The sequence below is a fragment of the Thalassospira australica genome, assembly GCF_044790785.1.
Lineage (GTDB): Bacteria > Pseudomonadota > Alphaproteobacteria > Rhodospirillales > Thalassospiraceae > Thalassospira > Thalassospira australica_A.
This window is the reverse complement of record NZ_CP085258.1, coordinates 1,044,995-1,068,118: the sequence shown is the minus strand read 5'-3', so window position 1 is coordinate 1,068,118 and position 23,124 is coordinate 1,044,995. Positions and strand designations below refer to the sequence as shown.

The following is a 23,124-nucleotide window of genomic DNA, read 5'->3' as shown; positions in this document are numbered from 1 at the left end:
TCATCGTCTTTTTCATTTCCGCTTGACTTGAACCGATTCAATTCCAAAATTGGTCTGACGTCTGATGGCTGACCACATAACCGGTCGCCGGGGCGAGGTGAAAATCAGATAAAGGTGTGAAGTGTCGCAATCGGCAGGTGCCACTATCCGACCCATACAAACATCGGGGCGTCGCGATGCGATCCTTGGATCCTTAACACAGTTCATCGTGCAGTCGGACCTGAAACCCGGCGATCAATTGCCGCCCGAACGCGAACTGATGGCGGGCCTTCAGGTCGGCCGGTCCAGCATCCGCGAGGCAATCGGCCATATGCAGGCCCTTGGCATTGTCGAAATCAAACGCGGATCGGGTACTTACCTGAAACGTCCGGTCAGCGAACAGACCCTGTTCATGCCGCTTTCCATCGCCACCCAGCGTGACGGGTTGCTGCAAACCCTCGAAGTCCGCCGCGGCCTTGAAGTCGAAGCCAGCATGCTGGCCGCCAAACGCGCAAGCGAAGATGACATTGCGCAAATGCGCGCCGCCCTTGAGGCAATGGAAGCCGAACATCTGGAATTTGGCACCGCCGGCCAGGCCGACCTTGTCTATCACCTCTCGATCTACAAGGCGTCGGGCAACCCGCTGTTTGAACAGTTGCTGGGTCAAATGCGCGAAGCCTTCGAAAGCTTCTTTGCCCAGCCGTTCAACCGCCCGGACTTCGCCAAGGAATCCTTTGAATTTCACCGCATGCTGTTTGACGCGATTGTCGCGCGCGACCCCGAAGCCGCCCGCCAGCACACGCTTGCCATCCTTGAAATTGTCGAAAACGACATCGTGAGAATGTCCAATGAACAACAATAATTCCGATAAACCGGCAAATGACGGAACGATGGACGATGCCCTGTCCCCCGCCACCCGGCTGGCCTATGACGAAAACCATTTCGCCAATGCGGTCGTGCCGCCGATTTTCCAGAACTCGCTTTTCGTGTTCGAAAACTTCGCCGAAATGGTCGAAACCTATGCCGGGCGCAAAACCCGCCCGGTCTATTCGCGCGGCCTCAACCCGACCGTCCGCGCGTTCGAGGAAAAAATCGCCGCCCTTGAAAAAACCGAGGACGCATTGGGCACCGCCAGCGGCATGGCCGCGATTTCATCCGCCGTCCTGTCGGTGGTCCGCCCCGGGGATCGGATCGTTGCCGTCGAACATCTTTATCCCGATGCCTTCCGCTTTTTCGAGATGTTCCTGCGCGATATGAATGTCACGGTCGACTATGTCGATGGCCGCGATATCGATGCGGTGCGCGCCGCCATTCCCGGTGCCAGGATACTTTATCTCGAAAGCCCGACAAGCTGGACCTTCCACACCCACGATATCAAAACCCTTTGCGATATCGCCCGCACCGCCGGGGCGGTATCGATCATTGATAATAGCTGGGCATCGCCGATCTTTTGCCAGCCCGCGACCCTTGGCTGCGATATCGTGGTTCATTCCGCATCCAAATATCTTGGCGGGCATAGCGACGTGGTCGCAGGCGTGATTGCCGGATCGTCCGAATTCATCGGCAATGTCCGGTCCACCATCCTGCCCTATCTGGGGGCCAAGCTTTCGGCCTTTGACGGCTGGCTTTTGCTGCGCGGGCTTCGCACCTTGTCGGCCCGCATGCATGAACATGAAAGATCGGGGCTGGCCATTGCCGGTTTCCTTGCCGACCACCCCGAAGTCATCGCGGTTCACCATCCGCGTCTGGGCGGGCAAACGCCCCCCGGTCTGACCGGATCATCCGGTCTGTTTTCGTTCGAGTTCACCCCGAATGTCGATATCCCGAAATTTGTCGATGCGCTGCGCATCTTCAAGATCGGCGTGTCATGGGGCGGGCACGAAAGCCTGATTGTGCCTGCGCTGGTGACGCGCGCACAAGTCGGCGGACCCAATTCCGCACTGCGCTTTGGCGTACCGGAAAATCTGGTCCGCCTGCATATCGGCCTCGAAAGCCCGGAAGACCTCCGGGCCGACCTGACACAGGCGATCGGGGCAAGCCTGAAGTAAGAATACTCTTTAAAACAGGGAACTTCACAATGAACTGGAAAACAACATTACTGGCAGGTGTGACCTCTCTCGTTCTGACAAGTCAGGCCCATGCCGATACCACGCTGAAACTTGTCGAAGTCATCACAAGCCCGGAACGCACCGAAACCCTCAAAAGCCTGGTTGCGGAATACGAGGCGGCAAATCCCGGTGTGACCGTCGAAATCACCTCCCTTCCATGGGGGCAGGCGTTTGAAAAATTCGCCACCATGGTCTCGGCCGGGCAAACCCCCGACATCGTTGAAATGCCTGATACGTGGCTAACCCTTTATGCCAATAACGGCGCGCTCGAAAGTCTCGAACCTTACATCAAGGAATGGGACGGGGCGAAAACGCTCAATGACCGGGCCATCGAATTTGCCCGTTCTGCCAACAACACCGCCTATATGCTGCCTTATGGCTTCTATCTGCGCGCGATGTTCTATAACAAAAAGCTGTTCGAAGAAGCCGGTGTAACCGATGTACCGGTAACGCTGGATGATTTCCGCGCAGCCGCCGAAAAGGTATCCGCCCTTCCCGGCAAATATGGTTACTGCATGCGCGGCGGGCCCGGCGGGCTGAATGGCTGGGTGATGTTTGGCGCGACCGCCGCCGGATCGAACGAATTTTTCACCGAAGACGGCCAAAGCACCTTTGCGTCTGAGGGCTGGACCGACGGTCTTGAATATCTGATCGATCTCTACAAGGACGGGCTCGCCCCCAAGGACAGCCTGAACTGGGGCTTTAACGAAATCGTCGCCGGGTTCTATTCCGGCACCTGTGCGATGCTTGATCAGGACCCGGACGCCCTGATCGCGATTTCAAGCCGCATGAACGAAGAGGATTTCGGCGTCACCACCATGCCAAAGGGCCCGTCGGGCAAGGCCTTCCCGACCATCGGCTATGCCGGCTGGTCAATGTTTGCCAACAGCGAACACAAGGACGAGGCATGGAACCTGATCGCCCATCTTGAATCCAAGGAAAGCAACCTTGCCTGGAACAAGCGCATCGGGGCGTTGCCGATCCATAATGGTGCCGAAAGCGATCCGTTCTTTGCCAGTCCGCAATTCGAAGGCTGGTTCAACGAACTGTCCGATCCCGACGTGCATCCGACCGTCATGCCGACCCATCTTGAAGAATTCGCCTTCTTCAAGGACAGCCTCGTGATCCGCACCAGTCAGGAAGCCCTGCTTGGCCGGATCACGCCCGAAGAACTGGCAGAACAATGGGCCGAATACCTGACCCCGGCACAGAAAAAATGGATGGCGGCAAATCAGTGACCACTGCAATGCAGGCCGGAAAACTCCCCGTCGAAAGGCGGGGGGTGATCTCCAGAAGACTGTCCGGCATCCTTGAACCCTATCTTTATGTTTCCCCCGCCCTGATCCTGATCATCGCGGTGATGCTGATGCCCCTTGTTCTCGGGCTAAGCTACGCCTTTCGCGATATCCGTATCCTCAATCCGTTCAGCGGCGGCTTTGTCGGCACGGCCCATTTCCAGACCATGATCACCGACGATGCGTTTCTTGGCGCATTGGTCAATACCGCGTGGTGGACTTTCGGCTCCCTGTTATTCCAGTTCACGCTTGGCCTGATCCTTGCCCTGTTGCTCAACCGGGATTTCCTTGGACGTCGGCTGGTTCAGGCGCTGGTCTTCCTCCCGTGGGCTGTGCCGACCTTTTTGTCGGGCCTGAACTGGGCCTGGATGTTCAATCCCGTTGTCGGGCCGCTGCCCCACTGGTTTACCGCCCTTGGCCTGATGGACGCACCGTTTAACATCCTGTCCGATCCGGACCTTGCGATGTGGGGGCCGATTGTGGCCAATATCTGGTTTGGCATTCCGTTCTTTGCCATCACCCTGCTGGCCGCCCTGCAATCCATCCCCAAGGAATTGTACGAGGCCGCCGCCATCGATGGCGCGACCACCCGTCAGCAATTCCTCAGCATCACCCTGCCGTTTTTGGCACCCACCATTGCGATCACGCTGATGCTGCGCACCATCTGGATTGCCAATTTCGCCGATCTGATTGTCGTCATGACCAATGGCGGCCCGGCCGATTCAACCCAGATCGTCGCCTCCTACATCTTCACCCAGGCCTTCCGCCGCCTTGATTTCGGCTATGCCTCGGCGGTTGCAGCCGTCCTTCTGGTTCTGCTGCTGGCCTATGCGCTGGGTGTGATTGCGCTTCGCCGCGCCATGACGCACGCCGACAGCTAGGGCAAGGGATCAAAGAACATGAACGTTTCCGGAAATTCACCCGCCCGCAAACTGGTCTATTGGGGCAGCCATTATCTGATGATCGGGGCCTTTGTCGTCTTTGCCCTGTTCCCGCTTTACTGGCTGCTCAAGGTTTCCGTCACACCCAACGACATCCTTTATACCGAAGGGGTGCGGATGTGGCCGTCACGCACGACGTGGGAAAACTATTTCTTCGTCCTGACACAAAGCAACTTTCCCCATTATTTCCTCAATTCCGTGATCGTTGCGGGCACCACCGCGATTGTGACCACACTGGTCGCCGCCGTCACCGGTTATTCCTTCTCGCGCTTTGCCTTTCGCGGCAAGGTGATCATCGTCGCCCTGATGCTGATCACCCAGATGTTCCCGCTGGTCATGCTGATTGCGCCGATCTTCAAAATTCTGGCCCCGCTTGGCCTGACCGACAGCCTGACCGGGCTGATCATCGTCTATACCGCGTTCAATGTGCCGTTCGCGACCTTCCTGATGCAGTCCTTCTTTGACGGCATCCCCAAGGATCTCGAAGAAGCCGCGATGATCGATGGCAATACCCGCTTTCAGGCCTTCCGCCGCATCATCCTGCCGCTTACCCTGCCCGGTGTAGCCGCCACTCTCGGCTTTGTTTTCACCGCCGCCTGGAGCGAGCTTCTGTTCGCCCTGATGCTGGTCAGCAGCGAAAGTGCCTCGACCTTCCCGGTCGGTCTGCTGTCATTCGTTTCAAAATTCAGCGTCGATTTCGGCCAGATGATGGCCGCCGGTGTGCTGGCCTTGATCCCGGCCTGCGCGTTCTTCCTGCTGATCCAGCGTTATCTGGTGCAGGGGCTCACCGCTGGCGCTGTGAAAGGATAAGAGGACCCAAATGGCTTCCATCGAAATTTCAAATGCCGTCAAAAGCTATGGCGCGGTCGATGTCCTGCACGGGATCGACCTTGATATCCGGGACGGCGAATTCATCGTTCTGGTCGGCCCGTCGGGCTGTGGCAAATCGACCCTGCTTCGCATGATTGCCGGGCTGGAGGACATTACATCGGGCGCGATTTCCATCGGCGGCACGGTCGTCAATGAATTGCAGCCCAAGGACCGCGACATCGCCATGGTGTTTCAATCCTATGCGCTTTATCCCCACATGTCGGTCGCCGAAAATATGAGCTACGCGCTCACACTGCGCAAAACCGCAAAGGAAAAAATCACCGATGCGATCACCAATGTCGCCGAAATCCTTGGCCTGACCGCCCTTCTGGAACGGCGGCCAAAGGCCCTTTCGGGCGGGCAACGTCAACGTGTTGCCATGGGCCGCGCCATTGTCCGCAAACCGCAGGCATTCCTTTTTGACGAACCGCTGTCAAATCTGGATGCCCGCCTGCGCGAACAGATGCGCACCGAAATCCGCAAACTGCACCGCCGCCTTGGTGCCACCTCGGTCTATGTCACCCATGACCAGATCGAAGCCATGACAATGGCCGACCGGATCGTTGCCATGCATGACGGCATCATCCAGCAGGTCGGAAGCCCGGTCGAAATCTATGACCGCCCCGCCAACATCTTCGTCGCAAGCTTCATCGGGTCACCGGCGATGAACTTCCTCAAAGGGGCCTATGAAATCTTGCCAAACGGCAATGCCGGTATCCGGCTGACCGACGGGGCACTGGTGCCCGTCCTGCCCGCCCGCGGGGCAACGGCCAATCAGGCCGTCACCCTTGGCGCGCGGCCCGAACATATCACCATTCTTGCCGATGAAACGGGTGACAATGGCAGCATTCCCGCCCGGGTCGAACTGATCGAACCGATGGGGCTTTCAACCCTTGTCCATGTGTCACTCGCGGGCAATCCGGTCAAAATCTTTACCCTTGATCGCCCGGATTTTGCCGTCGACAGCTTCATCCATATCGCGTTCGACATGGAAAAAATCCATGTCTTTGACACAAAAACCGAATTGCGCCTGCCCCCGGAAATCGAGCCTCTCACGGCCCGATCCGCTTGAACGTCGGCACCCCGATACCTCCCGCGCCGTTTGCACCCTTCTAACCACGGCGCATCTGCTCAAAGGCCGCAGCTCTCCCTCTGCGGCCTTTGGCTTTTGCGTGTCTCCCCCCTGCAAAGTCCTTTTGCCCGACCCATATACAACAAAACACACGGTTGAATTGCGGTCCCCAAAGAACACCGCAACCAATCGCCCGGGGCACCGGGAAAAGGACACGGATGACATTTTTTCGCGAAATCGGGCTCGCAGCCGCGCTTTTGCTGTTCGCTCAGACGCACGCCAACGCGCATGAACTGCCACCGGTACATGCTGGTGAAACGCTGGTGATCGTCACCAACGATTACCCGCCCTATGCACGCGCCAATGCCCCGCAAAGCTTCCTGCCCGATCTGTTTGATGCCATCGGGCGGGAAATGAATGTCCATTTCGAATTTGATTTCAAGCCGTGGAAACGCGGCGAACAGGATGTTGAAAATCTCGAAGCATGGGGCACGCTACCCTATCGCCGCACCGAAGAACGCACGCGAAAATTCAATTTCTCCGACGCCCTCTATATCGAAGATTCCCCGTTTTTCGCCTATAACGCACAGGGTGCGAAGCCAGAAATCCGATATGAAACCCTGGCCGATCTGCATTCCTACCGCCTGGGCGGGATACAGGGATATTATTATCAGCCGTGGTTTGATGAAGCCGGGCTAAACGTCGAATACGCCCTGTCCGAAGAACAGAATTTCAGAATGCTGCACATGGGCCGGATCGACCTGTTTTCCACCGCGCGCTCGGTCGGCTGGCATGTGATCCGACGCCTGTTCCCGCCCGAAGAAGCCGAAAAATTCTATACAATCGAAAAACCGCTGCTCGAAGGGGCGGGTCTTTACCTGATGACGTCAAAAGACTATCCGAACGGCGATGAACTGCTCGAACACTTCAATGCCGCCCTCGCCAAAGTCAAACAGAACGGCACATTCGAAAGCCTGATGAACCGGCATGGATTGGCAGTGAACTACTAAAGCATGCAAAAGGGCCGCAGCATTCCGCCACGGCCCCTGATCCTTTCTCGTTTCGCGACGTCACCCCTGCTTGCGCACGGCTTCCGCACGGGCGATCACATCCTCAAGGTAACGCCGCCACGACGGGTCAACGCTGATGCCGAAAATATCGCTCAATGTCTGCTCGACATCACCAACCGACAGGTGATGCTCCTCCTCCTCGCCGGTCCGCAACCGGATGGTCAGGCGGTTGTTTAATAACGTGAACCTTGCATGCGGCGCACTGCGCGCCACCATCAGGACATCGGCAAAACCGCTTTCGGGATGGGTGCTGGCATAGAAATTCATCACCTCGTAATCGATATCCTCGACCGGGACGATATCGACCTCATGCACCGGCTTCCACACGCCATCGCGTTCAAGCTCCGTCAGGTAACGGCCATTGCGTTCCCGCACCCGGAAGGTATCATGCGGGGTGACCTGCGGCACCGAAACGCCCAGCAAAAGCGGCGCGGTCGGCACACATCCGCCCAAGCCCACATCAACCAGCCACGCCTCACCATCGAGTGTGACGCGCATCGCCATGTGGCAGCGCGGCCGCGGGCCATCATCGGGGTTGTGCCCCCACAATACCCGCCCGGCAAGGCTTTCGACCTCAAAGCCAAGGCTTTGCAAAACCCGGCGGAACAGGCCGTTCTGCTCGAAACAATATCCGCCACGCCCCTCGAAAATGATCTTGCGGTCAACATCATCGGGCTTAAGGCTCACACCCTTGCGACACAGCACATTGATCGCCTCGAACGGGATATGCGCCGGGTGCAGCGCATGCAGATCGCGCAAAACCTCAAGGCTCGCCTCGCGCGGACCGTCATAGCCGATCCGGGCAAAATAGGCATCCAGATCGACCTGCGGTTCCGGCAGGTTAAAGGGCTTGGCCCAGCTTGCATCAATCGCGCTTTGCACGCTTGCATCATCGAATTCGGGGGCATTCATCGGCAGATGATTATTCATCGGGTGGCTCCGTGTCTTGTCCGTTTGGGGCGGTATTTCTAAGGACTTCCGTATCCGAAGCAGGACCATAGGACCTCAAGTTAAGTTCAGGTCAAACACTAATTTCAAAAGATTTTCATCGAATGTTCTGCGGTCCTGATCTCTTGGCCGTCTGGCGAGGGTGTCTTGAACAATCCCTCGCCGTATCCTGGTCAGACGGCCAAAAAATCCAAACCTGCCGAACTCTTATTTTTTACCTAGGTTTGCACGCAGCCAGCGTTCAACACCGGTTGTCGGGATATTGTTGGCAGCGTTAAACGTTTTGGCCTTATCCCAATGCATGCCATCCCCCTGTGCAAAAGCCGCGCGATATTTGCCCATGACATCATTCGGATTACGTTTCAGAAATTCCCCAAGAACCTCGTGGGTCAGTTCCGTCTTTCGGAATACCTCGCCAGTCACGGCTTCGACAATCGCAGCAAGCTGGCCATAGGAAACGGTGTCACCCGCCACAAAAACAACTTCATTGGCAAAAGGCGGCTTTGCCAGAATGATTTTGGTGGTCAATATGCCGATATCTTCCGGTGTTGTGACCGTGACCTTTGTCTCCCAGCTCCCCAGCGCATTTATCGTTTTCTCGTCAAGATTTACGACATCAAAGCTTGGCTCGAATAGAAAGCTCGTGAACATACCGGTCGAAATAATAACCCATTCGGTTTTGTTCTGGGCGCGAAGCAACAACCGAACATCATATTGCTCGTCAAAAACATCCTGCGGGCTGCCACGCCCGACGATGTCGTAATCAACACCGAACTGCCACGGGAAATATCGTGTCACACCGGCATCAAGAGCCGCATTGGTAATTCTAAGCTGCGTGCCCTTGCCGCCGACGAAACCGGTACAGCTAACGACCGTATGGAACGACCGAAACCGGTCCGCCAGATCACTAACCGATACAGTGCGCAAATCAACCTCGATAACCTCCGCCCCCCATTGGTTTAATTGCGCGACAATTTCACGGTCCATTTCCTTTTCCGAGCGGGTCATCCCCGGCGCAACCAGCACGGACAAAGGCTGTTTTTCCGGATCAAGTTGCGATGCCAGTTCGCGCAAAACCGAAAATCCAAGCTGACCTGCACCAAGCACAAGTATGGGTTCTTTTTGTGCTGCATTCTTGTCTGTCATATCCATTTCCTTTTCAAACAACCGGGATCATCCCGATAACTGATAGGTGCTGGATACGCAGCTTTACCGCCATTGACTATGAAGCAATCCTGCGCAGTTAATTCTCAAAAATGGAATAATCAAAAATTATAAAATCCGGATGCCACCATAAATATTTGATATAAAATACTTATTTTAATACCAATTTTTTCACCTCTGAAAATCACGCCATATTTATCCATATGACGCAATTATTGTGATACCTGTACGCCCTCCGCTGAACCTCTCTTATGACCGGGGAAAGAATGAACCGTTTGAAAGCGATGGAAATATTTGTTCGCATTGTTCAGGCTGGGGGATTTGGCAAGGCCGCCGAAACATTGTCCCTTCCTCCCTCGACGGTGACACGCGCGATCAAGGAACTGGAAGACTATCTTGGCGTATCCCTGTTAAACCGAACCACACGGAAACTCAGCCTGACCGTCGATGGTGCGTCCTATTTTACCGATTGCCAGCGCGTCCTTCATGAAATTGAACTCGTCGAGGCGTCCTTCCCCGGTCGTGCAGGGCGTGCACAGGGCATTCTTCGGGTTGATACAACGGCATCAATCGCCCGACATTTTATCGTGCCGCGATTGCAGGATTTTCAGGAAAGCTATCCCGACGTTAAGCTGTTTCTGACGACGCGCGATAATGTCGTTGATCTGTTTCAGGACGGCATTGATTGCGTTATTCGCACCGGCATTCCCGCAGACACGACCAGCCTGATAACCCGCCGCCTTCATTCTTTTCGTTGGGTTGTTTGCGCCGCCCCGTCCTATCTCGAAAAATACGGTCGCCCCTCAAACCTTGATGATCTGCAAAAACATCACCTGGTGGGATATGTCGCCAGCGCGACGGGACGTCCGATTGACTGGACCTTCGAAATCAACAGGCAGCAACGCCACATCCCCGCAAATGACCGTCTGATCGTCAACGACACCGATGCATACATATCCTGTGCGCTTGCCGGTCTTGGCCTTATTCGTGCCGCCAGCTATATCGTTGATCCACTTATGCAAAGCGGCGCATTGTGCGAGGTACTGCCCGAAAACACCGCTCCGCCAGAACCTGTTTCAATCATGTATCCGCATAACCGTCATATTTCCCCAACGGTTCGCGCCTTCATAGATTGGAGCATTCAAACCTTTTCCGCACACAAGCCTCCAAGCTGATCGCGACGAGATAAACATCGCCCCCACATCAGAACCACCGAATTTTATTCGAAAATCACAGCAAAATCCGCCCGCTGCCACGATATAACCGCCAGAATTGGCACCACCAAAGCAACATTTCACCTTTTACACGCAACAATCAAAGCGTGGCACGACAAAGCCAGCCGAGCTATGATATTTCCTTAAGGTATATTTTATCTCCCGTGAATGGCCCCGCACGGAAACCGGATTTCCGGCATCGCCTTTCGACGGTTCCCGAACAGACAGGAAGATGACATGCGTACTGTTTATGTGAACGGCGACTATCTGCCGGAAAATGAAGCCAGGATTTCGATCTTTGACCGTTCCTTCCTGTTTGCCGACGGCGTGTATGAAGTCACCTCGGTACTCGATGGCAAGCTGATCGATTTCAACGGTCACATGAACCGTCTGGCGCGTTCGCTCTCCGAACTGGGCTTCACCTACAAACCCGATATCGACGAACTGCTTGAAATCCATCGCGAACTGGTCAAACGCAACGACATCACCGAGGGACTGGTTTACCTGCAAGTCTCGCGCGGGTCGGCCGGTGATCGTGATTTCGCGATCAAGGATGACACCCCGGCAACCGTCGTTCTGTTCACGCAGTCCAAATCCCTGATCAAATCGCCACTCGCCGAACGCGGCCAGAAAATCCTGACCTACCCGGATGTCCGCTGGCGCCGATCCGACATCAAAACCGTGCAGCTTCTTTATGCGTCGCTTCTCAAAACCGAAGCCGCCGCCAAGGGGGCTGATGATGCGTGGATGGTGCTGGATGGCTATGTCACCGAAGGCTCGTCGAACAACGCCTATATCGTGACCCAGGATAACGTCATCGTCACCCGGCAGCTTTCCAACGACATCCTGCACGGCATCACCCGCAAGGCCGTCCTGAAATGTGCCGAGGAATTGCAGCTCAAGGTCGAAGAACGCCTGTTCACGGTCGATGAAGTCTATGCCGCCAAGGAAGCCTTCTCGACCTCGGCCTCGGCCTTTGTCTGCCCGGTCGCCGAAGTCGATGGCAAAAAAATCGGCGACGGCACGCCGGGCCCGATCGCCAAGCGGCTGCGCGAAATCTATATCGAAGCCAACCGCGCCACCGCGATCTGACCACTCAGCATCTCGCGTCCCAAACGCAAAACGCCGCCTTTCCCGGGCGGCGTTTTTTTCTGTCTGAAATAGCCCGGGCCCCACCACAGAACCCACCGCCCCATGGACTCCCGCTTTCGCGGGAGTGACGATGAAGTTGCGCACAGCCCTCCCCCCAAACCGTCATTCCCGCGCAGGCGGGAATCCAGTCCTTCGTGCCACAACCTCAAACTCTGCTGCCACCCCGAAGCCCCACCGGGCGCTTTCTTTGCTGGCCTCATCCGGCACTTTGCCCTAACACTCGAAGACAGATGGCAAAACGCCCCAACAGAAAAGCCATCGCAGGGAAGTGTCACAGGGAAGTGTCACAGGGAAGCGTCACAGGGAAAGCGCCACGAACCATGAATGCACAACAGCCCCAGCACAATCTGACCGGCATCGTTTTAATGTGTGCCGGCGTCGCCCTGCTGTGTGTCAATGATGCCCTGGCCAAGGGATTGATGGATCATTATTCACCGATCCAGATCATCTTTTTGCGCAATTCGATTGCCCTGCCCTTTGCCGCCCTGCTGGCCATAAAAATGGTCGGGTTTGGCGGCCTGCGGTCCAATCGGATCGGCGTGCATTTCATGCGCACCGTCATCTGGATCACGGCAACCATCATGTTCTTCACCAGCATCCATCTGATGGGACTGGCCGAAGCCACCGCGCTTGCCTTTGTCGCCCCGCTCTTCATCACCGCGATTTCATCACTGCTGATTGCGCGGGTCGGCTGGCGGCGCTGGGTTGCCGTGATGGTCGGTTTTCTCGGCGTTCTGGTGATTGTGCGCCCCGGTGCGGCAACCTTTGAGCCCGTCTCGCTCTTGCCGGTGGCGACCGCCTTTACCTATGCGCTTCTGATGCTAAGTGCGCGCCTGCTCGATCCCCGCGAAAGCATGTGGACGCTTTTGTTTTACCTCAGCTTCACCAGCACCCTGCTCAGCGCCTCTGCCGTCTGGTATTTCTGGACCCCGATCCGGGCAGAGGATATCGGACTTTTCATCGCCATCGCCCTTGTCGGCACCAGCGGCATGACCCTGATCACCCAGGCCTTCCGGGTTGCCGACGCGCCGACCGTCGCCCCGTTTGATTACACCGCCCTCGTCTGGGCCACCGGGCTTGGCTGGTTTTTCTGGGGCGAAACGCCCGATCTTCTGACCTTTGTCGGTGCCGCCATCATCACCGGAAGCGGCATTTTCATCATCTTCCGCGAAAAGCGCGTGGCCGAAAGCTGATGCTCCTCCAAACCGTCATTCCCGCGAACGCGGGAATCCAGTCAGCGGTGCCGCATCCTCAAACGCCAAAGGACGAAGGGCCTAATCCAACGGCCTCACCCCATAACTCGCCATCGCCCCGGCCCGCATGTCGGCTTCGTTAACATCGGCCTTGAACCGATAACTCGGCGCAATAATCTCGCGCGCCTGATCGATTGCCACATCAATCACCATGCCGACCTTGAACGCTTCACCCGCCATGCCTTGCAAAACCACCTGCCGCTCGGCAAAGCCGTCATCACCGTTTTTCAGAAGCACGGCCTGCCCATAAAGCTGCCAGCCCTTCTGCGAAAACACATCAACAAAACTCACACAGACACGCGGGTCATGGCGGATATTCTTGACCGATTGCGGTGATGCGATATTGGCGATGATGATGCGATCCTCGCCATAACAGGCAAAGATTTCCTTGGGGCTGACCGACGGCCCGTCTTCGGACACGCTCGCCAGCCAGCACAAAACCGACCGCCCGGCATAATCGCGAATGTCATCTGTCAGAAGCATGGTTTTTCCGGTTTGTTGGCACCGCAATCACTCTGCCACCGCAAACCCGAAACCACAAAAACAAAACCCGCCTTCCAACGGGAAAGGCGGGTGCAAAACGACGGTTACAACCGATCAGTAATTGGCTTTAAAAGGCGGCTTTTCACCGCGCGCCGCTGCCGCCTCAGCAATATTGCGCAGCAGGTCGCGTTTGCTTTGGGTACGGTATTTCCCGGAATTGCGCGCAACATAATCCGTTCCGGAATAGCCAAGCTCGGCCTTCCGTAGGTCCAATTGCTTTGACAAGTCTGAAAGAGCTATCCTGTTCATGTAAAAATCCATTCACATATACTTGCTTGATCAGGATGACACTAAAATGGCTTCAGCAAAAGACTTTGCACCTGATGCAGTGTTACAAATCCTAGCAGACTCTAATCCCAAGAGGATCGGAACTATCGCTTGGCATCAGTTCGACTTTCTTCAGAAAAACGAAGGAAAGACACTCGAACAATTACGTGAGATCGCCAAATTTGCGGCAACAGAACATCCAGAAAAATTCAGGGGTCCTCACTGGCTAATTCCCGAGATTAACTGGTGCCTAGCCCAGAAACGCAACTTCATCACGTTTCAATATTCCCTGACTCCTCTTTCATCTCCGACACTACTGTCAGGTCCCACGTCTGAAGTGGGTGAGCGTTTGCCAACCTACTACAAAACCTTGGCAAGACCAGATCAATCCAAATTCAGAGAATTGCTTTTGGGATACTATCGACATTCCTGCGCAATTACCGGATGCCAAACTATATATGCGTTGGAAGCCGCACACGTACAACCGTTCTCAACTGGCGGAAGTGACACTATTGGAAACGGTATTTTACTGCGCGCCGACCTTCATCGTTTATTTGACGCAAACCAGATCGCCATAGATCCCGATACGATGAAAGTTAAGTTTGGCCCAAATTGCCACTCAGATTATGCCAGCCTTGACGGAAAACCGGTTTCAATTCCCAAAGATGGACCTACGAAATCCAATTTCATAACGAGATGGACAATATTCCAGTCTCAATTCCGCTAACCAAAAACGATCTTACACTACCAACAAAAATCCCCAACCGCATAGGTAATGCTTCGCCCGGTCGCGTTCAGCAGCGCATCAAGCCTGCCCTTTTCCGGCAACGTCCCACGCGGCGCGCCAAGTTCCTCGGCATGGATGCCACCGGTCACCAGTGCCACATCAAGCCCGGCATTGTTTGATCCGGCCACGTCGGTCGAAAGGCTGTCGCCCACCACCAGAAGCTTCGCATCCGGGCCCTTGTCAAACAGTTGCAGGCAGAAATCATAGGCACTCGCCAGCGGCTTGCCTTCCCAGCGGACATTGCCGCCAATCACCTCGTAACGTGCGGCAATCGCACCGGCACAGATGATGCGATCCCCGCCGCGGATCACTTCGCGGTCCGGGTTCGGGCACAGCATCGGCAGATCCCGCGCCTTGGCGGCATGCAGCAGATCCTCATAAACCGATACCGCGTCATAATCGTCATTCGGCCCGGTCACCAGAAGCCAGTCGGCATCCGCGACATTCTTGACGATCTCGATATCCTGCCCTTCAAACATCGACATGTCGCGCACCGGGCCGACACTCATCACCTTGCGGCCAAGCTTGGCGTACCACGGATCAGAACGCGCCAGAAGCTGGCTATAGGCGATCTCGCCCGATGCGACCGCCGGGCCATAAAGGTCGCGCGCAATGCCCATCTCTTCCATGCGTGCGACCACGACGCTTGACCGGCGTGGCGCGTTCGACAGAAGGGCGACCGGCACACCGGCCTTTTTAAGCGCCTCCATCGCCGGGATGGAGCTTGGATAGGGTGTGACCCCGTCATGCACCACGCCCCAAAGATCAAGGATCACGGCATCGTACTGTTCGATCACTTCCGACAGGCCGTTGATCATCTGATAGCTGGTGCCAACCGTCATTCACGCATTCCACTTCATGTTAAAATCGTCATCGCACATGCAGCAAGATGGACTCCCGCGTTCGCGGGAGTGACGGTTTTCGGGCTGAGCGTTCGTTTTCCACTCCCCGTCATTCCCGCGAACGCGGGAATCCATGGTGCCACAAATCAATCTGTCGCCGAACCGCCCTTTGGTGCCGTCTTGCTTTTCGCCGCCGGTTTCTTGGTCGCTGGCTTCTTGGCGGTCGCCTTCGCTGCGGTCGCCGGTTTGGCCTCATCTGCCTTGGCGGGTTCCGCCTTCGCCGTCACCGCCGCCTTGGCCGCGCGCGCCTCATCCACCGGGGCACTGCGCCCGGAAATCTCCGGATAGGCCGCACCGACCGCGTCCGCCACGCTGGTAAAACCATCCTTGCGCAGGCGTCTGGCCAAATCTTCCTTGATCTCGGTGACAAGCTCCAGCCCGTGATAGACAAGGGCGGAATAAAGCTGCACCAGCGACGCCCCATTGAGGATCTTCTCATAGGCATCCTTGCCCGATGCAATCCCGCCGACCCCGATCAACGGGATTTTACCCCCGGTCAGGCGATAAAAATCGGCAAGAACCTTGGTGGACGGCTCCATCAAAGGCGGGCCGGAAAGACCACCCTTTTCATCCTGATCATAGGAATTAAGCCCGACCGGCCGGTCAATCGTGGTGTTTGAAACAATCATGCCATCAAGCCGGAGTTTTAACACCACGGCGGCAATATCGGCCTTGTCTTCCTCCGTCAGGTCCGGTGCCACCTTAAGCAGCACCGGCACCCCCTTGGCATGGCTATCGCGTGCTTTTAAAACCGACGTCAGAAGCGTCTCAAGCGGCCCCCGCCCCTGCAATGCCCGCAAACCGGGCGTATTGGGCGAGGATACATTGACCACCAGATAATCGGCATAGGGACCAAGGGCCGCAACCCCCTTCACATAATCCGCCGCCGCATCTTCGGAATATTTGTTTTTGCCCAGATTGGCACCCAAAATGCCCTTGCGCGCGCGCTTGCGCAGGCGATCAGCCACCACTTGCGCACCCTCGTTGTTAAAGCCCATGCGGTTGATCACCGCCCGGTCGGAATAAAGCCGGAAAAGCCGGGGCTTGGGGTTGCCCGGTTGCGGTTCGGGCGTCACCGATCCGATTTCAACAAAACCGAACCCGTGGCGAAGCATCTGATTGGGCACCTTGGCATTTTTGTCAAACCCGGCGGCAAGCCCGACCGGATTGGCAAATTTGCGCCCGAACACCTCGGTCTCAAGGATCGGCGTTGCATCCGTCGCATCATCATCGCGCGGCACCAGATTGTTTTTCAGTGCGCAAATCGCAAGACCATGCGCGGTCTCCGCATCGATCCACCGCACAACCGGCAAAACCAGTGACTTGTACCACCCCACGCGACCTGCTCCGTGCTTGTAAATACCTGCCCTGTTCTTACGCTGTGTAAGGGGACGGGGCAAGGATCAATGGCGTTAAAGCCACCTGCCACGCCCCGCATCCACCATCAGATGTCAGCTATATCTTACTTTGAAGGGGAAAATGCCGAAACTGACGGTTTTGTCAGTTATTTCTGACATTTGCGGTTTTCCTGTCAGGCAAGAAAACCCGCGACAGCTTCGTCGCACAGGGCGGCGGCTGGGGCATGGGGTCCTAAACCCGCTCCTCCATCCGCGCATCAAATTCTGCCCGCGCCTTTTCCACTTCGTCGTAATGATCGCGCGTCCACAGATAAAGCGCCCTGAACGGCCCGACCAGCGACCGGCCAAGTTCGGTGATTTCATATTCGACCGCGACCGGCGATGTCGCAATCACGTGGCGCGCAACAATGCCGTTGCGTTCCAGCTTGCGCAGCGTCTGCGTCAATGCCTTTTGCGTGATGCCCTCAAGCCCGCGCTTGATCGCGTTAAACCGTAACGGCCCATGAGACAGCACCGCCAGGATCATCATCGACCATTTATCGACGATCTGGTCAAAAAGCTCCCGGCTCGGGCACATCGCGCGAAACATCTCGACCGGGCATTCTTTCATTTCCATGGCATTTCCACCCCATTTCCTCCGGCGCGAGCGCCACGCAGGTTTCCTCAAGTATACCTGGTACCCTCAAGGTGCCTGATTGACAGTAGGTATACAGCGTATATCTAGTAGCCATCATACACCCATTTCCAATCGGAGGATACCCGATGTCAAATGCCGACATTCTTTTTCAACCCTTCAAGCTGAAAACCCTTGAGCTTCCCAACCGCATCGTCATGGCCCCGATGACCCGTTCGCACGCCGTTGACGGCATCCCCGGCCCGGCCAATGCGGAATATTACCGCAAACGCGCCGAAGGCGGTGTCGGCCTGATCCTGTCGGAGGGCACGGTGATCAACCGCCCGGCATCGCGCAACGATCCGGGCATTCCGTTCTTCCATGGCCGCGATGCCCTTTCGGGCTGGAAAAACGTCATTGATGCCGTGCATGGCGCGGGCGGCAAAATGGGGCCGCAGCTTTGGCATACCGGATCGGTCAAAAGTTTTCAGACCGAATGGGTGGCGGATGCCCCGGTCGAAAGCCCGTCGGGCCTTGTCGCGCCCGACGAGCCGCGCGGCAACACCATGTCTGATGCCGATATAGCCGACACCATCGCCGCCTTCGCCCAGGCCGCCCTTGATGCCAAGAATGCCGGGTTTGATACCTTTGAAATTCACGGTGCGCATGGCTACCTGATCGATCAGTTCTTCTGGTCGGGCACCAATCTGCGCACCGATCGCTTTGGCGGCAAAACCATCCGGGAACGTGCGACATTTGCGCGCGAAGTCGTCGCCGCCATGCGTGCTGCCGTCGGCCCGGATTTCCCGATCATCCTGCGCGTCAGCCAATGGAAACAGCAGGACTTCGCCGCCCGTCTGGCAACAACGCCTGATGAAATGACCGACTGGCTCGGCCCGCTGGTCGATGCCGGGGTGGATATCATTCATGCGTCCCAACGCCGTTTCTGGGAACCGGAATTCCCCGAACTGGACGGTGAAAAGGGCCTGAACTTTGCCGGATGGGCCAAAAAACTGACCGGGGCGGCGACGATTTCGGTTGGTTCGGTCGGGCTTTCCGGTGATTTCATGGCTGCCTTCGCCGGCGAAGCTGCTGCCACCGCCGGGCTTGATGAACTGGTCAGCCGCATGGAACGCGGCGATTTCGATCTGATCGCGGTCGGCCGCGCGCTGATCACCGATGCGGCCTGGACGGCCAAGGTGCGCGACAATCAAACCGATGCCCTGCTCGGCTTTGATCCGGCAACGCTGGGCGAACTGGTCTGATCCTGCCGATCTCGAAGGCAAAAGGGCGGTGCCATCCCGGCATCGCCCTTTCTTTATGCCCGCCTGAAAACTACCTGAAGCAAAGCCACATACAAAAAAGGAGGCCCGCAATGGAGCCCCTCATGGATTCTCAGGAAATCACCCGACTGCAAAACCGCATCGCCGCCCGCAATCCCGGTACATTTCACTTCCCGGAAATCTACGGCCCCGGCTGGGACCGGCTCTATATCGGGGACAAGGTCAAAATCGGGCGGGAATTTCTCAATGCGGTCCGGGCCGGTAAATTCCCCACGGTCGAGGATACCGGCCAAAAGCACGGCGGCGGGCGCGTCTATCGCCGGGTGTGACTATCCTTTGCGCATATAGTCGGGGCGCAGATCCTCGGGCAGGATGTGAACCTCGTTATCATCAAGCTTGAGGTCATCGACCCGTGCGACATGCTCGACCAGAAGTTCATCATAAAGATGCGGAAACAGCGTGCCACCGCGCGCCGGTTCCCATTTCAGCTTGTCATCGACCGCCTCGACCGGCACATGCAAAAGCCGCAGGCCCCCGCGTTTCGGGTAATGCAGCGCAAGCGTCTCCGCCAGCGTATCGATGGTCGAAAAATGGATAAAACCGTCCGCAATATCATACGGTGCCCCGGCATAATGCCCGGTCGCAAGTGCTTCGGCCCATTCGTCCGACCCCAATACGCGGTAAATCATGGTGTGTGATGTATTTGTCATCCGGGGAATGTAGGGCGCGTCCCCGCTTTGCGCAATATGGCATCAATCGAACACTGCGAACTATAGCAGAACTGCCATAAATCCCGTCATCGCCGCCACCGTGATGATGATCGCCGCCAGCATCAGCGCCCCGTCGCGCACAAGGATCGCCAGCCCGAAGGCGGCAATCGCGCTCATCGGCGCAATCCCGGCAAACGGCACCATTTCAAAAAACGGCACGCACACTGCCAGCAACACACTCATCACCGCCGCCACCCGCACCCCATGCCGCCCGGTCAGGCCCGGCAACCGCCCGTAAAACCAGCGATCAAGCTTCCCCGCCACCGGTTCGATCCGCGCCATCGCATCTGCGACCTTCGCCCCGTCAAACGACCGGCGAGCAAGGATACCCGGCAACCATAAATGCGACCGGCCCAGAACGATCTGAATGGCAAAAACCGCCACAATCACCGCAAGGATCGCGGGCACCATCGGAATCCCCGATAACGGCGTGATCCCGATCAGGCCGGGCACAAACAGAAACGGCCCGTAACTCCGCCGCCCCAGAACCGTCACCATATCCTCAACCGAAACCGTCCGCTGCCCCGCCACCGCCCGATCCCGTATCCGCGCGACAATCTCGCCCACGGAAACCGGTTCTGCGTCCGTCATGCCAAATCCTTTTTGCCTGTGTGCCAAATGAAACCCTGTCCTTCTAACGCGGGGGCGACGGGTTTGTTTCAGGGTGATCCGGCAGGATGCAAATGCACGCAGGGATACAAGGGGCACATTCGTTACCCCGTTATCTTTGCCCGAATGGCTTTTGCCTTTTCCGGATATGACCCCTTCCATAAATCCAGCGCCTCAAGCACCGATTTCCGGCAAACCGGGTTTTCAAGCATCGCAATCTTCTCCAGCACATCAAGAAAAGCCTGATCCTGCTCTGTCGGCGCAGCCCCATTGCCGTTTGGCGCAAACGGGGCCACGCTCCAGAAAACTGCACAGATACTGTGAAGCTTCCGCGCCCCCTTCGCCCGGCTGCATTGCGGATCAAAAAGCCCCTGATAAAGTGCTGCAATACTGGCAATGCCGTCTGCCCGCTTCGCAAACGGTATGGCCGGATTTGTTAACACAAACATATGGCTTGATCCCGACGGGTCGATCAGAAACCAAAGCCCCTGCCCGATATGTGCCATGCTGAAATCATCCGGCAACAGGTTTGCCTCGCCAAACAGCTTCGTTATCCACAAAAGCGCCTTTTCCACATCCGCTTCCGGGTCAAACGCCATGTCTCCGCCCGCGAAATACCACGGGCGTTCACCTTCGCCCGCAACCGGATGATCAAACACCCATCGCCGCCAGCTCTCATAATCCGAAACCATGACCATCCTCCTTCCTCTCTGGTGCAGGACAGGAACGGGGCCATGCCCCGTTCCCGAACGTTAAATCACATGCGCTCGCACTTAGCCGCCAAGTGCAGCCTGGCAATTATCGATGGCATTCTGAACACCGGTGATGGCCTCGTTATGGCCAGAATCCGGAGCACTGAAGCACGCCTGAACATTCTGACGCGCCGCAAGGCAGGCCTGGTTCACAGCCAAACGACGCTGCAATTCGGCTTGATCCGTAATACCATTGCAGGAACGCGGCTGATCACAGGTCGGATGAACCCGCGACTGGCGCGTATTGCATTCCTGTTCTGTGCACCGGTCTGCATCGCTGCACGCGGCATAAGCCGGTGCAGGCGACAGGGCGGCAAATGCCCCAAGGGCAAACACCGCCATTGCAATTCGTCCGATCATACTCATCACTTTTCTCCTTTGATGTGATCATTGGACAAAATCGGACCGGCCAGAAAGAAAAGACCCTTTCCGGATACCGATCCGTTCAATGACGTTGATCAAGGAAAGAAGTGATGAGCCCTGCCCTGCCTACCGTCCCCGTCCCGCACGCTAGTCCCACCGGGAATTTTATCGCACCACGCGGAAAAAAATGCTAAATTCGCATTCAATTCGATGCTTTAAAGGTGCAAATATGGATATCACCAAGGATATTCGCCCGCTGACCGAATTCAAACGCGATACGGCGACCTTCACCAAACGCCTGCGTGAAACGCAGCAACCCGCGATCCTGACCGTCAATGGCAAGGCATCTGTGGTGGTGATGGATGCCAAGGCGTGGCAGGACATGCAAAATCGTCTGGAATATAACGAGACGGTTGCGGGCATCCGCACAGGGCTGAACCAGATTGCAGACGGTCAGGGTCAGGACGCGGAAAGCTTCTTTAACGACCTCTCCACCCGGCATAAATGAAGCATTACCGGATCGTCATATCGCCCAAGGCAATGGCGGATATCATCGCGGCCTATGACTGGCTACATGCCGAAAACCCGCTCTATGCCAATCAGTGGCGGGATGGTTTGCAAGAAGCCGTAACGAACCTGAAAACCTTCCCCTTTGCCCACGCAATTGCCCCGGAAAGTGACGCCTTTGATATTGAAATCCGGCAATTGCTCTATGGGCGCGGAGCACCTTGGCGAGTGTTTTATTCTGTCGAGGAAGATCAGGTTTCAATCCTGCATGTTCGGCATGGGCGGCAGGATTATTGGCAAGCTGAAGAAGATTAACTAAACAGATAACTTATCCCGCCTCTTCGATGCCAAATTGATAGATATCGTCTTATTCAGTGCAAAAAATTGCACCCAGTTTCAAAAAAAAGCCCCACTCGTAAAGTGGGGCCTTACTCCGTAACTACAGCCTTTACGCAGCGCGTTTGAGTTCTTCTTCTGAAAACTCATATCGCCAATTGCGGAAAAGATACGACATGTTCGCAAGCTCATCGCTGCGCTCAGCTGCCGCTTTTTCAAAAGCTTCTTTAATCGCAAGGTCAAACTGTTCAAAGGTCATATTAACCCTCCATGAAGCAAAGGACATATCCCAAAACACTATATCGACGATATTGTCAATTATTTGTTCATTCCGCCTTTAACGTATCAAGACCCTTTATATGTAGCCAGCTCCCAATAATTTCAACAGTCAGCAAGCCGTCTCGAAGTTTTAATGTAGACGCGAAACTAGAAGCAAAATTGCGGGAAAAAGCGTCAGGCAGGTACATTTTTAAGGCAGGAGACTTCCATTCCCCTTGACGCGCTAATCGGACAAACTGTGACAGCAATTTTGCAAAAATTTCTGCTATACTGATCTGCATATGTTCTCGGTCATCAAATCGCGGAGCCAAGTAAATGTTCACGACTCGCAATTCACACTTAGTGAAAGCATGATTTATATAGCACATGGCATCATATGTCGTGCTCCCACCTTCCTCTGAAACCAAAACGAACATCCCTTTGTCATCAGGAATATTTTTTGAGCTGCTGATACGCTTCGCCTGATTGAAATAGACTTCCAATTGCTCGACAGGCATTCCCTCATCGTCGTTGATTTGGCTTACCCAGTCAGCTTTTACTGTCTCTAACAATTGGTTTGATGATAACATTCGGTTTAAAGAAAATGACAACTTACCCCCCTCAAACATTAGAAATTTCAGTCTTTACGCTATCACGAGGAAAAACAACTATCCTAAAGAGTGGGACAAGCTTTTTCCTGAGGAAAGTAA

At 55.9% G+C, this 23,124-nt stretch carries 28 protein-coding genes; 15 read left to right on the top strand and 13 right to left on the bottom strand.

Going from position 1 to position 23,124, the window contains the following annotated elements; translation table 11 throughout:
• Window positions 1-121 precede the first annotated feature (121 nt).
• The 7 genes from LG297_RS05045 to LG297_RS05015 all read left to right on the top strand — a co-directional run bounded on the left by LG297_RS05045 (window position 122) and on the right by LG297_RS05015 (window position 7,275).
• Window positions 122-841 carry a FadR/GntR family transcriptional regulator gene (locus LG297_RS05045; RefSeq protein WP_404425759.1) on the top strand — a complete coding sequence of 240 codons (720 nt, stop codon included), beginning with the start codon at window positions 122-124 and terminating at the stop codon, window positions 839-841.
• Window positions 828-2,027 carry a PLP-dependent transferase gene (locus LG297_RS05040; protein ID WP_404425757.1) on the top strand — a complete coding sequence of 400 codons (1,200 nt, stop codon included), beginning with the start codon at window positions 828-830 and terminating at the stop codon, window positions 2,025-2,027. Before LG297_RS05045 ends, LG297_RS05040 begins: the two co-directional genes overlap by 14 nt.
• Before the next feature lie 29 nt (window positions 2,028-2,056).
• Window positions 2,057-3,325, top strand: coding sequence for an ABC transporter substrate-binding protein (locus tag LG297_RS05035; protein WP_404425755.1), 1,269 nt, complete (start codon window positions 2,057-2,059; stop codon window positions 3,323-3,325).
• A gap of 44 nt (window positions 3,326-3,369) precedes the next feature.
• Window positions 3,370-4,263 (top strand): carbohydrate ABC transporter permease, encoded by an 894-nt coding sequence (locus LG297_RS05030; protein WP_404425753.1) that lies wholly within the window; start codon window positions 3,370-3,372, stop codon window positions 4,261-4,263.
• A gap of 18 nt (window positions 4,264-4,281) precedes the next feature.
• On the top strand, window positions 4,282-5,133 hold the full coding sequence (locus tag LG297_RS05025; RefSeq protein ID WP_404425751.1) for a carbohydrate ABC transporter permease: 852 nt from the start codon (window positions 4,282-4,284) through the stop codon (window positions 5,131-5,133).
• A 10-nt stretch (window positions 5,134-5,143) separates the two neighbouring features.
• Window positions 5,144-6,265: an ABC transporter ATP-binding protein gene (locus tag LG297_RS05020; protein ID WP_404425749.1), complete on the top strand. Its 1,122-nt coding sequence runs from the start codon at window positions 5,144-5,146 to the stop codon at window positions 6,263-6,265.
• Window positions 6,266-6,483: 218 nt separating this feature from the next.
• Window positions 6,484-7,275, top strand: coding sequence for a substrate-binding periplasmic protein (locus LG297_RS05015; protein WP_404425747.1), 792 nt, complete (start codon window positions 6,484-6,486; stop codon window positions 7,273-7,275).
• Window positions 7,276-7,335: 60 nt separating this feature from the next.
• Here the strand turns inward: LG297_RS05015 and LG297_RS05010 are convergent, their stop codons facing one another.
• Together LG297_RS05010 and LG297_RS05005 are read right to left on the bottom strand one after the other, a co-directional pair.
• Window positions 7,336-8,265 (bottom strand): arylamine N-acetyltransferase, encoded by a 930-nt coding sequence (locus LG297_RS05010; RefSeq protein ID WP_404425745.1) that lies wholly within the window; start codon window positions 8,263-8,265, stop codon window positions 7,336-7,338.
• 225 nt (window positions 8,266-8,490) lie between these two features.
• Window positions 8,491-9,429, bottom strand: coding sequence for an aromatic alcohol reductase (locus LG297_RS05005; protein ID WP_404425743.1), 939 nt, complete (start codon window positions 9,427-9,429; stop codon window positions 8,491-8,493).
• Window positions 9,430-9,713: 284 nt separating this feature from the next.
• Between LG297_RS05005 and LG297_RS05000 the strand changes: the two genes are divergently transcribed.
• The 3 genes from LG297_RS05000 to LG297_RS04990 all read left to right on the top strand — a co-directional run bounded on the left by LG297_RS05000 (window position 9,714) and on the right by LG297_RS04990 (window position 13,006).
• Window positions 9,714-10,622, top strand: coding sequence for a LysR family transcriptional regulator (locus LG297_RS05000; RefSeq protein ID WP_404425741.1), 909 nt, complete (start codon window positions 9,714-9,716; stop codon window positions 10,620-10,622).
• A gap of 276 nt (window positions 10,623-10,898) precedes the next feature.
• Complete coding sequence (locus tag LG297_RS04995; protein WP_404425739.1) at window positions 10,899-11,753, top strand: D-amino-acid transaminase; 855 nt, start codon at window positions 10,899-10,901, stop codon at window positions 11,751-11,753.
• A gap of 380 nt (window positions 11,754-12,133) precedes the next feature.
• Window positions 12,134-13,006 (top strand): DMT family transporter, encoded by an 873-nt coding sequence (locus tag LG297_RS04990; RefSeq protein ID WP_404425737.1) that lies wholly within the window; start codon window positions 12,134-12,136, stop codon window positions 13,004-13,006.
• 81 nt (window positions 13,007-13,087) lie between these two features.
• Here LG297_RS04990 and LG297_RS04985 read toward each other — a convergent pair whose 3' ends face one another.
• Entirely contained in the window at window positions 13,088-13,549 is a 462-nt protein-coding gene (locus tag LG297_RS04985) for a pyridoxamine 5'-phosphate oxidase family protein (protein WP_404425735.1), read from the bottom strand.
• A gap of 114 nt (window positions 13,550-13,663) precedes the next feature.
• Complete coding sequence (locus LG297_RS04980) at window positions 13,664-13,870, bottom strand: hypothetical protein (protein WP_404425733.1); 207 nt, start codon at window positions 13,868-13,870, stop codon at window positions 13,664-13,666.
• A 34-nt stretch (window positions 13,871-13,904) separates the two neighbouring features.
• On the opposite strand from LG297_RS04980, the gene LG297_RS04975 reads away from it, so the two are divergent.
• Window positions 13,905-14,603 carry an HNH endonuclease gene (locus LG297_RS04975; protein WP_404425731.1) on the top strand — a complete coding sequence of 233 codons (699 nt, stop codon included), beginning with the start codon at window positions 13,905-13,907 and terminating at the stop codon, window positions 14,601-14,603.
• 17 nt (window positions 14,604-14,620) lie between these two features.
• Here the strand turns inward: LG297_RS04975 and LG297_RS04970 are convergent, their stop codons facing one another.
• From LG297_RS04970 to LG297_RS04960, 3 genes are all read right to left on the bottom strand, one after another.
• Entirely contained in the window at window positions 14,621-15,505 is an 885-nt protein-coding gene (locus LG297_RS04970) for a TIGR01459 family HAD-type hydrolase (protein ID WP_404425729.1), read from the bottom strand.
• 146 nt (window positions 15,506-15,651) lie between these two features.
• Window positions 15,652-16,902 (bottom strand): quinone-dependent dihydroorotate dehydrogenase, encoded by a 1,251-nt coding sequence (locus LG297_RS04965; RefSeq protein ID WP_404425727.1) that lies wholly within the window; start codon window positions 16,900-16,902, stop codon window positions 15,652-15,654.
• Window positions 16,903-17,155: 253 nt separating this feature from the next.
• On the bottom strand, window positions 17,156-17,539 hold the full coding sequence (locus tag LG297_RS04960) for a winged helix-turn-helix transcriptional regulator (RefSeq protein WP_404425725.1): 384 nt from the start codon (window positions 17,537-17,539) through the stop codon (window positions 17,156-17,158).
• Window positions 17,540-17,685: 146 nt separating this feature from the next.
• Between LG297_RS04960 and LG297_RS04955 the strand changes: the two genes are divergently transcribed.
• Window positions 17,686-18,801: an NADH:flavin oxidoreductase gene (locus LG297_RS04955; protein ID WP_404425723.1), complete on the top strand. Its 1,116-nt coding sequence runs from the start codon at window positions 17,686-17,688 to the stop codon at window positions 18,799-18,801.
• A 122-nt stretch (window positions 18,802-18,923) separates the two neighbouring features.
• Window positions 18,924-19,148, top strand: a complete 225-nt coding sequence (locus tag LG297_RS04950) for a DUF1413 domain-containing protein (RefSeq protein WP_404425721.1) — start codon at window positions 18,924-18,926, stop codon at window positions 19,146-19,148.
• Here the strand turns inward: LG297_RS04950 and LG297_RS04945 are convergent, their stop codons facing one another.
• The 4 genes from LG297_RS04945 to LG297_RS04930 all read right to left on the bottom strand — a co-directional run bounded on the left by LG297_RS04945 (window position 19,149) and on the right by LG297_RS04930 (window position 21,316).
• A complete protein-coding gene (locus tag LG297_RS04945; protein ID WP_404425719.1) occupies window positions 19,149-19,529 on the bottom strand; it encodes a DUF952 domain-containing protein in 381 nt (126 codons plus the stop codon).
• Window positions 19,530-19,589: 60 nt separating this feature from the next.
• Window positions 19,590-20,180, bottom strand: coding sequence for an exopolysaccharide biosynthesis protein (locus LG297_RS04940; RefSeq protein WP_404425717.1), 591 nt, complete (start codon window positions 20,178-20,180; stop codon window positions 19,590-19,592).
• 122 nt (window positions 20,181-20,302) lie between these two features.
• Window positions 20,303-20,890 carry a hypothetical protein gene (locus LG297_RS04935; protein WP_404425715.1) on the bottom strand — a complete coding sequence of 196 codons (588 nt, stop codon included), beginning with the start codon at window positions 20,888-20,890 and terminating at the stop codon, window positions 20,303-20,305.
• 81 nt (window positions 20,891-20,971) lie between these two features.
• Entirely contained in the window at window positions 20,972-21,316 is a 345-nt protein-coding gene (locus LG297_RS04930; protein ID WP_404425713.1) for a hypothetical protein, read from the bottom strand.
• A gap of 226 nt (window positions 21,317-21,542) precedes the next feature.
• Between LG297_RS04930 and LG297_RS04925 the strand changes: the two genes are divergently transcribed.
• Together LG297_RS04925 and LG297_RS04920 are read left to right on the top strand one after the other, a co-directional pair.
• Complete coding sequence (locus LG297_RS04925; protein WP_007092311.1) at window positions 21,543-21,821, top strand: type II toxin-antitoxin system Phd/YefM family antitoxin; 279 nt, start codon at window positions 21,543-21,545, stop codon at window positions 21,819-21,821.
• Window positions 21,818-22,135: a type II toxin-antitoxin system RelE/ParE family toxin gene (locus LG297_RS04920; protein ID WP_404425711.1), complete on the top strand. Its 318-nt coding sequence runs from the start codon at window positions 21,818-21,820 to the stop codon at window positions 22,133-22,135. Before LG297_RS04925 ends, LG297_RS04920 begins: the two co-directional genes overlap by 4 nt.
• A gap of 133 nt (window positions 22,136-22,268) precedes the next feature.
• Here the strand turns inward: LG297_RS04920 and LG297_RS04915 are convergent, their stop codons facing one another.
• Window positions 22,269-22,415 carry a hypothetical protein gene (locus LG297_RS04915; protein ID WP_404425709.1) on the bottom strand — a complete coding sequence of 49 codons (147 nt, stop codon included), beginning with the start codon at window positions 22,413-22,415 and terminating at the stop codon, window positions 22,269-22,271.
• A 67-nt stretch (window positions 22,416-22,482) separates the two neighbouring features.
• Window positions 22,483-23,025: a hypothetical protein gene (locus LG297_RS04910; RefSeq protein ID WP_404425707.1), complete on the bottom strand. Its 543-nt coding sequence runs from the start codon at window positions 23,023-23,025 to the stop codon at window positions 22,483-22,485.
• Between the last annotated feature and the right edge of the window lie 99 nt (window positions 23,026-23,124).

What these genes read in the sequence shown, in the direction of transcription:
- LG297_RS04930 (WP_404425713.1), bottom strand. Translation starts at nt 21,316, where the DNA reads ATGAGTATGATCGGACGAATTGCAATGGCGGTGTTTGCCCTTGGGGCA.
- LG297_RS05040 (WP_404425757.1), top strand. Translation starts at nt 828, where the DNA reads ATGAACAACAATAATTCCGATAAACCGGCAAATGACGGAACGATGGAC.
- LG297_RS05000 (WP_404425741.1), top strand. Translation starts at nt 9,714, where the DNA reads ATGAACCGTTTGAAAGCGATGGAAATATTTGTTCGCATTGTTCAGGCT.
- LG297_RS04950 (WP_404425721.1), top strand. Translation starts at nt 18,924, where the DNA reads ATGGATTCTCAGGAAATCACCCGACTGCAAAACCGCATCGCCGCCCGC.
- LG297_RS05035 (WP_404425755.1), top strand. Translation starts at nt 2,057, where the DNA reads ATGAACTGGAAAACAACATTACTGGCAGGTGTGACCTCTCTCGTTCTG.
- LG297_RS04935 (WP_404425715.1), bottom strand. Translation starts at nt 20,890, where the DNA reads ATGGTTTCGGATTATGAGAGCTGGCGGCGATGGGTGTTTGATCATCCG.
- LG297_RS04925 (WP_007092311.1), top strand. Translation starts at nt 21,543, where the DNA reads ATGGATATCACCAAGGATATTCGCCCGCTGACCGAATTCAAACGCGAT.
- LG297_RS04945 (WP_404425719.1), bottom strand. Translation starts at nt 19,529, where the DNA reads ATGACAAATACATCACACACCATGATTTACCGCGTATTGGGGTCGGAC.
- LG297_RS04990 (WP_404425737.1), top strand. Translation starts at nt 12,134, where the DNA reads ATGAATGCACAACAGCCCCAGCACAATCTGACCGGCATCGTTTTAATG.
- LG297_RS04975 (WP_404425731.1), top strand. Translation starts at nt 13,905, where the DNA reads ATGGCTTCAGCAAAAGACTTTGCACCTGATGCAGTGTTACAAATCCTA.
- LG297_RS04980 (WP_404425733.1), bottom strand. Translation starts at nt 13,870, where the DNA reads ATGGATTTTTACATGAACAGGATAGCTCTTTCAGACTTGTCAAAGCAA.
- LG297_RS04915 (WP_404425709.1), bottom strand. Translation starts at nt 22,415, where the DNA reads ATGACCTTTGAACAGTTTGACCTTGCGATTAAAGAAGCTTTTGAAAAA.
- LG297_RS05010 (WP_404425745.1), bottom strand. Translation starts at nt 8,265, where the DNA reads ATGAATAATCATCTGCCGATGAATGCCCCCGAATTCGATGATGCAAGC.
- LG297_RS04960 (WP_404425725.1), bottom strand. Translation starts at nt 17,539, where the DNA reads ATGGAAATGAAAGAATGCCCGGTCGAGATGTTTCGCGCGATGTGCCCG.
- LG297_RS04995 (WP_404425739.1), top strand. Translation starts at nt 10,899, where the DNA reads ATGCGTACTGTTTATGTGAACGGCGACTATCTGCCGGAAAATGAAGCC.
- LG297_RS05025 (WP_404425751.1), top strand. Translation starts at nt 4,282, where the DNA reads ATGAACGTTTCCGGAAATTCACCCGCCCGCAAACTGGTCTATTGGGGC.
- LG297_RS04940 (WP_404425717.1), bottom strand. Translation starts at nt 20,180, where the DNA reads ATGACGGACGCAGAACCGGTTTCCGTGGGCGAGATTGTCGCGCGGATA.
- LG297_RS04985 (WP_404425735.1), bottom strand. Translation starts at nt 13,549, where the DNA reads ATGCTTCTGACAGATGACATTCGCGATTATGCCGGGCGGTCGGTTTTG.
- LG297_RS04970 (WP_404425729.1), bottom strand. Translation starts at nt 15,505, where the DNA reads ATGACGGTTGGCACCAGCTATCAGATGATCAACGGCCTGTCGGAAGTG.
- LG297_RS05015 (WP_404425747.1), top strand. Translation starts at nt 6,484, where the DNA reads ATGACATTTTTTCGCGAAATCGGGCTCGCAGCCGCGCTTTTGCTGTTC.
- LG297_RS05020 (WP_404425749.1), top strand. Translation starts at nt 5,144, where the DNA reads ATGGCTTCCATCGAAATTTCAAATGCCGTCAAAAGCTATGGCGCGGTC.
- LG297_RS05005 (WP_404425743.1), bottom strand. Translation starts at nt 9,429, where the DNA reads ATGACAGACAAGAATGCAGCACAAAAAGAACCCATACTTGTGCTTGGT.
- LG297_RS04955 (WP_404425723.1), top strand. Translation starts at nt 17,686, where the DNA reads ATGTCAAATGCCGACATTCTTTTTCAACCCTTCAAGCTGAAAACCCTT.
- LG297_RS04920 (WP_404425711.1), top strand. Translation starts at nt 21,818, where the DNA reads ATGAAGCATTACCGGATCGTCATATCGCCCAAGGCAATGGCGGATATC.